The sequence below is a fragment of the Aulosira sp. FACHB-615 genome (genome assembly GCF_014698045.1).
Classification (GTDB): domain Bacteria; phylum Cyanobacteriota; class Cyanobacteriia; order Cyanobacteriales; family Nostocaceae; genus Nostoc_B.
In genome coordinates this window covers 10905-23902 of record NZ_JACJSE010000043.1, presented here as the reverse complement: position 1 = coordinate 23902, position 12998 = coordinate 10905, and the positions used below count along the sequence as shown (strand labels likewise).

2 protein-coding genes are annotated in these 12998 nt (G+C 41.5%); both read left to right on the top strand.

From position 1 onward, the window contains the following. The first annotated feature begins 202 nt into the window (after positions 1–202). Positions 203–2251, top strand: coding sequence for an FAD-dependent oxidoreductase (locus H6G77_RS32105; RefSeq protein ID WP_190873760.1), 2049 nt, complete (start codon positions 203–205; stop codon positions 2249–2251). A 253-nt stretch (positions 2252–2504) separates the two neighbouring features. Beyond that, a complete protein-coding gene (locus tag H6G77_RS32100; RefSeq protein WP_190873759.1) occupies positions 2505–12773 on the top strand; it encodes a caspase family protein in 10269 nt (3422 codons plus the stop codon). Positions 12774–12998 lie beyond the last annotated feature (225 nt).

Sequence of the window (12998 nt, the reverse complement as noted above, 5' to 3'; positions counted from 1 at the left end):
AACAATTACTGGATAAGTTGCAATTAGATATTTTTCGCAATTCTTGATGTACCAAATAATCTATAAATTATTTGGTACAAAAATTTCATACGGCATAGCAAGTGTTTGCAGTTCCTGAATTTCCAAGCATTCAATTGATAAATTGTAATCTAGAGCTTGAATTTTGTTATTGATCATAAAAGTCAGAGATTATAGGAATAAAATGTTAAAATCTAAAACCCAAAAAATTCGTTTATTTAAATCTGAAATCTGGTTAGTTTTAGTGAGTTTATTATTATCTAATAACCCTACTAATGCTGCACCACCTAGAAATGTAGATAAGATAGAAGCTTGTGAAATATTGGTAGTGGGTGGTGGTTTAGCTGGGACTTCAACAGCCTACGAAGCTTTACTCGCAGGCCGTACTGTCTGCCTAACAGACATTACTGATTGGATAGGAGGGCAAGCTACTTCTCAAGGAGTTTCTGCCTTGGACGAAACTAGTGAACAGGTTGATTCAGGATTATTTCCTCGTGGTTACAAAAAATTTCGTGAGATGCTCAAGCAACACTATGGCAAGCAAAATCCTGGTGAATGCCAAGTCAGCCGTTCTTGCTTTTTACCAAGAGATGGTGAGAAAATATTGCGAGTGATGTTGCAACAAGCAGCCCACCAAGGTGGAGGTAAGCTAAAATGGTATCCCAATACTGTAATTAAAGAGTTAAATATTACGTCTGCTAGTGAAGGTAGTAGCAGAAAACTCATTAAAAGTGCGATCGCAATTCAGCATCAACCCCAACCTAATACCCCACCCTTAAACACTGAACCATTATCTCAAACGATAGAGGATACCTATAGTTATGAAAATTCCTCTCGTTTTGCTAAGACTATTGTCCAGTTTGTACCTGCTGCTAACAAAAAACCCTCAGCCAATCGTTCAGCAGATTGGTATGTAATTGAAGCAACCGAAACAGGAGAACTCATTGCCCTAGCAGATGTACCTTATCAAATCGGTATTGATGCACGCTCACTATACAATCCCTCATCCGCCAGCAGTAGCGGTGATCCTTACTGCACTCAGGGCTATACTTACACATTTGCTATGCAAGCAACCAAAGAAGCCCAAACCCATACCATGCCAAGTTTTTATCCTCAATACGCAGGATACTACAGCTATGAAAAGCCTCATCTTGCCAGCTTCCCGTTTGTATTTGCCTATCGTCGGATTTTTAAAAATCCTAAACAGCCCAAAATCCAAGAGAAATTTGGTAATCTCGCATTTATCAAACCCATGCCAGGAGATATTTCTATGCAAAACTGGACATGGGGAAATGATTATCGTCCAGGCACAGCTAACGATAACTTAATTCTCAGTCGTGATCAGATCAGACAAACCAGACAACTACAACCGGGACAATGGATGGGTGGCTTGCGTGTTGAAAGCCTACGTAAAGCCGAAGAAGTCTCACAGGGATTCTTTTACTGGTTGGTAGAAGGCACAACAGACTCTCGACTCGGAGATGGAGTCAAACAAGCAGATCGCAATCATCGTTATCTCAGAGGATTAGATTCACCGATGGGAACCGTGCATGGACTTTCCAAATATCCTTATATTCGAGAAGCACGACGAATTATTGGTCGTCCAGCTAGGGGATATGCAGGAGGCTTTAGCATCCAAGAAATTGACATCAGCCAAAAGAATTTTACGGATAGCTATTATCGCCAAACGTTAGGCGATCGCACATATCGCAATTTAGCGATCGCCTTGGGTAATACAGATGCGATCGCTCGCATTCAAAACAACGCTATACCTACTCAAGTCCAACGTACCCGTTCCCGTATCTATCCTGATGCTGTCGGTATCGGTCATTACAACATCGACTTTCACCCTTGTATGGTATCGAGTCCCCCAGAACAACAAGGAAACAGTGAGCGCCAAGGAATGCGCCAAGCTGAATCACAAACCTATCCTTTCCAGATTCCGCTTCGAGCCATGATTCCGCAACAGATTGATAACCTAATTGTTGCAGGTAAGAGCATAGCTACAAGTCAAATTGCCTCTGCTGCCTACCGCGTCCACGCCTATGAATGGTCTTCAGGTGCAGCTGCTGGAACAGTAGCTAATTTCGCCTTAGAAGAGGGAATTTTGCCCTATCAACTGATAGATCAACTACCCCAGCCAGAAAAAGAGCTAGAAACCTTACAACAACGCCTGAGACAAAATCAAAATCCTATCATTTTTCCTAGTGTTTCAATTTTGAATAAAAAGTAGCTAACCATCATAAATTAACAAAGAGATAAGGTAGCGGATGCAGGGAAGATAATATTTCTAATTTTATCTTTTTTATGTCAGCAGATAAGTTGATCAAGCAATGAGGGTTTAGATGAAACATGAGATTTTTGTTAGGTGCAATGATAACTTTTTATAGTTAACAATTTATAGTTAACAATGAGCCTTTCACAATCTAACCCAACCATTGGTAAGTTAACAGTACAAAACTGGCTTGGAATTTGGAAATAAATTTATGACTCGTAATATCTACGTACTTCTTGTTGGCATCGATAAATATCCAAATCCTGGAGATAGCCTGAATGGATGCGTGAATGATATCGAAGCGGTCGAAAAATTTCTCAATACTCGTCTAAAGTATCAAATTCACATTAAAAAACTCATTGATCAGCAGGCAACTCGACAAGCTGTGATTGACGAGTTTGAAAAACACCTCTGCCTCGCAGGTAAAGATGATGTGGTTCTGTTCTACTTCTGCGGTCATGGCTCACAAGAACTGGCAGGAAAAGAATTCCATATTTTAGAGTATGACAAAGAACCAGGTAAAAAAAAGCTGGAGACAATTGTGTGCTATGACAGCCGAACTACAAACGAAAATGGCAATGAAATTAGAGATTTAGCCGATAAAGAATTGCGGTATCTGATTGCCAAAGTAGCGAAAAAACAACCCCACATTCTTGTTGTGTTTGATTGTTGTCATTCGAGTTCTGGCACTAGAGACACAGACAGCAAAGAGAGAGTTCGGCGGTTGCCCACAGATAGCCGTCCGGCAAGAGCATATCATGAGTTTTGCTTTGCTTCTGATTTAGCGATCGCCCAAGACCTAAAACATGGGACATTTCCTCAAGGGCAACACGTCTTCATATCTGCTTGCCTTTATACAGAGACGGCAAAAGAAATTAACGATGAACATGGCAAAGGCCGAGGACTGTTCTCTTACTTTCTCCTCAAGGAGTTAAACAGTCTCAACGCTGCGCTGTCCTATAATGACTTGCTCAATGAAGTTAAAGGTCGAGTTCATGGTCGCAGACGAGATCAAACGCCTCAGCTTGAACCGATTGCTATGAGTCCCCAGGAATTGGACGGAATAGCTTTTTTGGGTGATCCAGAGGTCATTACACCACGAGAGCCATACTTTAATCTGAATTATCGCTGCGAAATACCAGATCAACAATCCGCAGAATGGATCATTAATGGCGGCGTATCGCAATTTTTGCAAGTAGACAGTGAACTGGCTATTTATCCAGAAAATTGTACTGTTGATGAAATCAAAAGCCAGTCCCGGAAACTAGGCGACGTGAGAATTACAGATGTTCGGCTAGAAGAAAGTGTCGTGAAGTTCATCTCTGAGTCTGAACCTTCAAAAGATTGTACTTACAAAGCCGTTTTAACTAAGCGACCTTTGCCGACTGTAAGCTTTTACTTGGAAGGTGATGCCCAAGCATTAGCGCAAGTAGAAGAAAAGCTAGCAAATTCGCTCTTTGTAGCAACAGAACGCGATCGCCACAAATCCCATCAGTATCGCCTCTACGCCCGGAAACAGCAGTTTGAAATTACGGATACCAGCGATCGCTTGCTAGTGGTTTCCATCGTCGAACTAAATGGCGAATATGACGTAAATAAAGCTGTCAAGCAAGTAGAACACATTGCCCGATGGACAAAAACACGGCAATTAGAAAACCCTAATTCCAATATTCCGAAGAATGCGATCGAGATTGAAATCACCTACAACGACAAGGTTTATACTAATTCCGATGTGCGGCTGGAATATATAGGTAAGCAATACCCAAAGATCCGGCTGAAACTTAAAAATACTCTCCCTCAACAACTAAAACAACCGCTCTACTGTGCTATTTTGGACATTTCCAACAGCTATGCGGTGAGCATTCTCAAGGTTTTTCCTGAAGGTGGTGACGGGGCATGGATTTGCCTTCACCCAGAACAAATATATCAGGCACGAGGGCAAGCGCGTTCAGGAGCAACTTTTGAGGATATCCCATTCGTGATACCACAAGAAGTAATCGACCAAGGCTTTACGGAATATCAGGACGTTCTCAAACTCATCATCAGTACGGAACCCTTAACAAATCTTTCGCACTTTCAGCAGAATAGTTTGTTACTTGCGGATCAAAAGTCCCGCGAAATGCTCACTGAGCCACCAGTTAGTGACTGGATGACAAAGCAGATCATGCTGACAATAGTTCGAGAGAAAGATAGTGTCGAATTGACCCCACAAACTGAAAAGGTTCTCTCTGCTGGTGTTCGAGTTACGACACCGCCGGGACTACAAGCAACTGCGACCCTCAAAATGCTTTCATCCACAACTCGAAGTATGAGCAGCATCGCATTACCTGCCCTTCTAGGTTATACGGAAGCGTTCCAATTTTCGACGAGTCGCAGTGTAGGTGAAGACGCGAGTGTGTTGGAATTAGAGGTCAATCCATCGACAATCGATGCCGTAAAACCAGACTCACCAATGGTGATTTCGGTTGATCGCTCCTTAAAGCCGAATGAACTGATTCTAGCTGTAGCTCATGATGGTGAGTTTTACTTTCCCTTGGGGATTGGGCAAACGAAAAACGGCAAGACTGAGATTAACATTGAACGTCTGTGTCAGCCTCAGCCTTTAAACACTAAAGAACGCGAAATTCGTCAAGCTATCCAGATATGTTTTCGTAAGGTTGTGTTAGATAGTCTAGGTCGAAAGTCTTCTTATGCTTGGTTAAGGAAAGCCACCCTCAAACCGGACGGCACGGTTAGCTACACCAACAAAGAAGATGTGGACACTGTGAAAGCAGCCGTTGCCAAAGCCAAAAATATTCTTCTCTACGTTCACGGTATCATTGGCGACACAGAAAGCATGATTCCCAGTGTGCGCTATGCCAAAGTGAATGCAAATGGGCAGTCCAAATCTTTAGAGAAATTGTATGACCTAGTGTTGGCGTTTGATTACGAAAGTTTGAATACATCCATCGAAGACACGGCTAAGGAACTGAAACGGCAACTCGCAGAGGTGGGGCTGGAACCAAACCACGGCAAGACATTACATATTTTGGCGCACTCAATGGGGGGTTTGGTGTCCCGAAGTTTTATTGAACAAGGCAACGGCAATCAAGTAGTCAATCATTTAATTATGGTTGGCACTCCTAATGGCGGTTCTCCGTGGGCAACGGTGCATGACTTAGCAACTACCTTACTATCTTTTGGGTTAAATCTCTCCTCAGTACCGCTTGTACCTTCACTATTGGAGAAATTGGTTGAGGCGATGAGTGTAACACTGCGAGAAATGCACACTACCAAATCTTCATTTATCAATGAACTCAAAGCGTTTACTGATCCCAAGTGTCCCTACAGCATCATTGCGGGAAGCACCGCCTTAATCGATCAAGCCTCTGAAGTGAAACAGTTATTAAATGCTCTGAAGAAAAATATGCGCCGAGCGATCGCACTTCCCTTTGGAGATGCAGAAAACGATATTGCTGTTGCTGTTAGTAGCATTATTGATGTGCCAAAAGGTCGAGCGCCTGCTGCTTACATTCCTGCGCCAATCGCCTGTGATCACCTTTCCTACTTCCGACAAGCAGAAGGATTGGATGCGATCGCTAATGCAATTGGTCGTGCCTTTGACTATCCGCCCGAACCTTCACGGCCTAGTAGTCCGCCTTCTGCCTCGGTATCTTTTGGTAGCACCACCACGACTTTTAAGAATGTACCAACACAAACGAGTGCATCCACAAATGAAAGCGGTTCCGTCCAGATAGATATTGTATGCCAAACACCCCCTTCTCCAACCCTAGAATCTACTCAAGTTTCGTCTCCATCTAATCCAAACCATGAAACTCGAACCACAAAATGGTTTGATACAACTCATGTGATAGCGATCGGAATTAATAACTACAAAAGCCCAATTGGTACACTTGACAATGCAGTAAACGATGCTGAAAAAATTTATAAACTCTTTGACGAGAAACGTCTACGTTCTGGAGAAAATATCAAGCCCCACATACTCACGGATGGGGGTGCTACCTTTGATGGAATTAAGGAACACTTAAAAACACTAGAAACTGAGGTTAAGGCAAACGATCGCCTAATCTTTTACTATGCAGGACACGGAATTGCACTGCATGGTCAGGAAACAAAAGATGAGTCCCAGCAAAAAACTAAAAGCAAACCTCGCGGCTATCTCATTCCCTTTGATGCCGAGATGGAGGGCCGCAAGAATTATCTATCTATGGATCAATTACTTGATTGGTTGGGCAAAATCTCATGCCGCCATTGTTTAATTATCCTAGACTGTTGTTATGCAGGTTCAGTTCAGTGGTCACTCGATAAAACACGAGAGGCTTTACTGGATAAAATTTACCCAACTGTTTTAGATAACTACATCAACAAAAAAGCTTGGTTTATTCTCACCTCCTCTGACGAAAATGAGACAGCAAACGATGGGGAGCCGATCGAACTCAACCCAGAGCAACAGCTAACAAAGAATACTCGTGGTTCAGGAAAAACATCAAACTCTCCATTTGTTAAGTGTCTACATGATGCCTTAGTTGATGGTAAAGCCGATATGTTTCCAACAGGTGGAGATAAAATCATTACGACATCCGAGCTTGAGACATACCTCAGCAATGTTACTAATAGAACGAGTCAAACAGAAAACCGCCAAACTCCGCAGCGATTCAAAGTTCCTGGCAAACATGAAGGAGGGGAATTTGTCTTTCTTCTCAATGACTTTGAAAAAGTTAGAGAGCAACTGCCAAAAGATCCAGATGTAACTGCTGACCATGAAAACAACCCCTACAGAGGCTTAGAGCCCTTTACAGAAAAAGATAAAGATTGCTTTTTCGGTAGAAAAAGAGTCACAGAAGAATTGTTTAATCATGTAGCGGTTCATCAGCTAACTGTTGTTGTGGGTGCATCTGGTTCAGGCAAATCGAGTCTTGTGAAAGCAGGACTCATCCCCAAGTTTAAGGAGAAGTTCCAAAAACCTGTACCGTCACAATCATCCCAAGAATTAAATATTGTCGCCCAAATGCGTCCTGGTCAATCGCCTGCCGATATTTTTAACAAAACATTAGAAGAGTTAAATCAGCTTCCTGGCGAAACAAAACGCCTGCTAATCATTGATCAATTTGAGGAAATCGAAACCCAATGTCACGATAAGAAAAAGAGGAAAGAATTTTGGCAAATACTCATTGAGCAATTGAAAACCCCAGCAAAAAATTTGCAGATTGTTATTACTCTGAGAGAAGACTTTGAAGTAATAGTACGTGGTCAATTTGAATCCGCTATCAATGAATATAATCAATCCAAATCTAACAAAGATGCTCAATTTCTGAGCGATTGGGTTGCTGCAAAATTCATTGTCCGAGCTATGGAGCGCGAAGAGTTGGAAGAAGCAATTGAAAAACCTGCCAAAGAAATGGCTGTTTTATTTACCTCAGAGTTAGATCCAAAGAGAAAGATTCAACGTCCTCTAATACAACAAATAGTTGATGAAGTTGCAGGAACGCCAGGAGCATTACCACTGCTGTCATTTGCGCTATACACCATGTATCGCAACTTTGCTCGACGGTATGTGAATGATAAAGAAGCAGGGAAAACACCTAAGCGGGAAATCACTTGGGAGGATTATGAAAGCCTCGGCGTGAATGGTGTACCAGGTGCGCTAACAAAACGAGCTACTGAAGAGTATGACAATCTAGTACATCAGTATGTTGAAAAGAACGGCAAAAAAGTTATAGAAAAAGATGCACAGGGAGAACCTCTGAAAGTAGAAAAATTAATTGCCCAGGCTCGACAAGAAATGGTCAAATGGTTGATGCTACGTATGGTGACTCTGGATGGTAATCAAATAGCCCGCAGACGAGTTCTCAAACAAGAACTAAAGTATGATGAGCGTTACAATCGTCAAAAATCGGAACAGCTTAATCTAGTTATTGATATCTTTGAGCAAGCCCGACTTTTAGTATCAAAAAAAGAATATGTTGAACCTGCTCACGATGCACTGATTCTCAAGTGGGAGCAATTACAAAGATGGATTCAAGAAGAAAAGGGAAGTATCATTCTGCGCGATCGCGTCATTCCAGATATTAATGACTGGCAAAAACTAAAAAATAGCGAAAAGCCTTTGCATTTTTACCAGCATCTTCTTAACGCTTTGGGAAAAAGTCTCGATTGGACTGTCGAGCAATTCGGGGTTAAAAGCGAGTTGAAGCGATTAAATAAGCAACAGATAAAGAATGCAAAGCGACAACAGAGCTTTGCTGCATCAAAAAATGGTGCTTCTTCTGGCAAGAATATCAAGTTGGTTCAGGAAACAGCCGAGACAGCCTCAGAGAATTTGCCTTCCAATCAGGAGACAACTGAGAGTAATACCACTGTAACTGTCCAAAAAACAGCCAAGCCAGGGCTAAAGAATTTTTTCTCCAAAGAGGCAAAAGCACAAACAGAGCTTTCACCAACGCAATCTAATAATACACAACATTTAAGATCAAGCGATCGCCTTTGGGATAAAGAGTCTCGACTAGAAGTTTTGGGTCTGCAATTAGGCAAATTGCGGACTGCTAAAGACAGTTGGTTGAACAAAACAGAAGCAGACTTTGTACTGCAAAGCCTGATTAAGCGCGAGAAGAGTCAGGTAGTGAGAAATGGTTTTCTGAGCATTGTCGGATTCGCCGTATTGCTACTGACAGTTTGGGCTTTGAATGAACAACGAAACACGCTGATTGAGCAAGTTCGGACATCTCGACAATCCGCAGAGGCAAACTTACAGGCAAACCGTGACCTAGAAGCACTCACGGATATTTTGCGGGCAAGAAAGACGTTTGATAATTGGCTATTAAGTATTTTCCCTAGAAATCAAGAGTCCAATATTATACCGTATACTTCTTGGATCAAGGTAGGAAACTCAGAATTAGAAAGAACACAAGTTCGAGGAACATTGTATAAAGCGATTTATGCGGCAAAGGAGCGCGATCGATTGCAATTGGATCGCGCAGTAATTAATAGTGTAGCGTTGCATCCCACAAAAGATTTATTGGCGATCGCGGGAAATCTTAACACTATTCGGCTGTTCAACAGTGCCGGAAAACAAATGGCGACATTTCCGGCAGACCAGAATGTTTCTACTTTGGCATTCACGCCAGATGGAAATTGGCTGGTAACTGGAGGTGGGGAAATAATCAAGCTCTGGAAAGTAGACGAAAAAGGAGCAATCGAAACATCTAAACCATTTGAAATAAAAGAAACATCTCCAAATTTTAATGTAACAGATATATCATTTCCACCTAAAAATAAACAAGAAGACAAGGTTGGTGATGATTACAAAGTACAGATAGCTGTGGTTAGTTTTCTTCAAGATAAAATGCGTAATAGTTATTACGAAGCCCAGGTTTGGGAGATGCAAATACCAAAAAATGGGCAACCAAAGCTGATATTTAAGTCAGCAAATAATCAAAGAGAAAATAATCAAAGAGAAAATAGCTATGGTGTAGCATTCCGACCAAGCAAAAATCAAGAACAACCAAATCAAATCGTCACTGTTGATGAGGGTGAAAAAATTACATTATGGCAGACTAATAATGATAAATTAACTCCACTTAAGACGATTAGCACAGGTCAGGTCAATGTTCAGAGCGTCGCCTTTACTCAAGATGGCAAGCTCGCCACAGGTGGAGAGAATAACACAGTAAAATTCTGGGAAATAAAAGAACAGAAAGAACAAACTGTCATCCAAGAGTATAGAGCATTTAATAAGCAGTCAAATACTGAAACAGGAACGCTACCAAAGATTGTCTATGGCATGGCATTCGGTGTAAATAATAAACTAGCAATTTTTGGTGAAGATGATGCGATTACACTGTTGAATAATTCAGGTTCCATCGACAACACAATTCAACCCCAGGATACATATGTCAACAATGCGATCGCCGGAAACATGGCGTACAATCCTACGAAAAAGCAAGTGGCGGTGATTGCCGGAGGACGGACAATTCGATTATGGGATCTGGAATCCAGTAAGCAGGTACTCCAGTTTTCGATCCAAGCCGAGAAATATGGAAATGCCATCAGCCTGGCATTCAGTCCAAGTGGCGAGGAATTCGCAGTGGGAACCGAAAAAGGATATATCACACTGTGGAACACTTCGGGTGAACTTCTTGATGAGGCGTATCCGCAATGGAATGTCAAGGAAAACCCTAAAACTAAGAATGATCAGCCTATTCAACGAATTATATTTGACCCTGATCGCACACAACTGGCAGTGTTTGGAGAAAGCGGTGATCTTGGGTATCTGTCGTTTGAGCAGCCGAACACCCAGCAGTTTAAGAACATTCAAGGGCAACCTGAATTTAAACCAGAGAACACAGATTTGGGTAAAATCAAGGACGTGGTGTTTGATTCCAAGTTCAGCAAGTTACTTTCCATTGACTACCAACAGAATTCTAATGTCCAATTTCGGAAAGATCCGTTGGCTTCGCCGCAAAGGGTTGAAACTAAAGCGAATAGTGTGGCGTTTAGCCCAAATGACCTATTCTTTGCTACGGCAGGCGAGGATGGTAAGGTCAAACTATGGAAATTTGATCAATTAAAAATGCCGTTTCTCGAATTCGATACTCACCAGAAGAACATTCAAAGTGTTGTATTCGATCCCCAGAATAGTAATTCACTTCTGACTGGTGGAGAAGATGGTACTGTTCGATTGTGGGATATCTCCAAAAAGAAACCTATCCCATTTTCTTTAAAAGAACAGAAGCCTGATAGTTTCGCGCTTAGTTCTGATGGTAAGCTACTGGCAACCCTAAAAAACAAAGATCAGCTTCTGATACGGGAATGGAAAGAAAGTTATGGCTTCCTACCTAAAAATATTTCCGAAACAAACTTGGCAAGAGGAAAGTATACCTATATTTCTTTCATGCCTAACAGTAACCGTTTGTTAACTGTTGACGAAGATTCTAACGTAAAATTATGGGATAGTGAGGGTCAGCAGTTTGTACCACTCAACGAGAATGAACCAAAGCAGCAGGTCAGTTGGGTTACTTGGAGTGAAGATGGCAAAATTCTACTTACTGTTAATATTAAAGACTCAAAAAAGGAAACAAAAAAAGGCAAATTCACCAAAAGAAAATCACACACAGTCAGGCTGTGGAATTTTGAAACCGACCAGTTCAAGGAGATAATTCTTAATAGCAATAGCGAATTAATTAGTTTGCAACAGCAAGAACAAATTACAAGTATTGCGTTGAGTGCTGATGGCAAGAAATTGGCAACGACCCAAATCGATCCCCCTGGTCGAATTAAGCTGTGGGATACATTACAAGGTGACAAGATTAGAGCATTCCAAACGCAGCAAGGCGAAATTAACAGTATCGCGTTCAGCCCCGATGGAAAGCGTCTAGTAACTGTTGGCGCAAAAACACTCAGACTATGGGATATTTCGGGGAATCAACTTGACTTAATACAAGATGATAAGATTGAGCGTGCTAGGTTTAGTTCCGATGGCAAGCTATTAGCAGGAATTAGAGAAGATGCAAAAGACAAGGTAGCCAGTCAGTTAATTGTGTGGGATGTTTCAGGTGACAAATTCAACACCATCTATGGACAAAAATCAGACCAGAAGTTCGCCGCTAAGGCTTTTCAATTTACTACCAACGGTCAGCTAGTAACATTTGGAGAACATCAGGTTAGCCTGTGGGAAATTGATGAACAACAACTAATTTCTCAAGCTTGCGACTTAGTGCGAAGATATCTAGAGAACAACCCCAATGTCGCTGAGAGCGATAAGCATTTATGCAAAGGCGTTGGCGAGGGTGCTCCACTAGATAAGTCAGTTGAACAACAAACTCTCACTAGTGAAGCATCTCCCACACCGATAACACCCCTACAAGCGATCGCCGGAGATTTTTATGGTAGGGGAGAAGAACAAGCTAGCGAAAATCTGATTAAGAAAAAGCCCAACAGTGTAGATGATTATATTAATAGAGGTATTGCCTACTTTAGATTAGGAAACAAATACCCAGACAAAGACCCATACAAAAACTACATAGGTTTTGCTATTAAGGATTACACTACTGCTCTGGAAATGTTTCCTACAAAGTCTCAAAGTGTTCAAGCTTATGTTAATAGAGGAATTGCTTACTCTACCAAGTCAAATCCAGATGATCAAGAAGAGGCGATCAAAGCTTACAACAAAGTGATTGGTGAACTTAATCCTAATTATGTAGATGCTTACATTAGCAGAGGAATTGCTTATTCTGCTCTTGCAAAGCACGATGAAGCTATTAAAGATTATGAAAAGGCTATTCTTATTAAACCTAACAATGCCAATGCTTACTATGCTCTAGGTTTTACATTAGCTCTCTTACCAGGAAAAGAGCAAGAAGCGATCACAGCTTACGAAAAAGCAGCAGAACTTTACAAGGCAGGACTTGGTAAAGAAACATATTTTAGAAGCACACAGCAGCGCATTCAGGAAGTGAAAGCTAAGTTGACTTCTAATCATTAGAAATGAGGTATTGAAACCTTATATCAGGGCGAACGCATCTAAGTATAGTACATAAATACTAAAGATAGAAAAAGTAGCGATCTCCTCAATACCGTTGCCAAAATAAGAGCATGAAGAGGTAGGGCGTTTCGTAGTAGAGTTATTGTCTCTCACAACGACAACTCAAAAACTACTGGCCGCCCATGCCCGATATTTTATCATTGTGGAAGATGCTTGCTAACGCAG

Excerpts from the sequence above, each read along its gene's own strand:
- H6G77_RS32105 (WP_190873760.1), top strand. The coding sequence starts at position 203 with ATGTTAAAATCTAAAACCCAAAAAATTCGTTTATTTAAATCTGAAATC.
- H6G77_RS32100 (WP_190873759.1), top strand. The coding sequence starts at position 2,505 with ATGACTCGTAATATCTACGTACTTCTTGTTGGCATCGATAAATATCCA.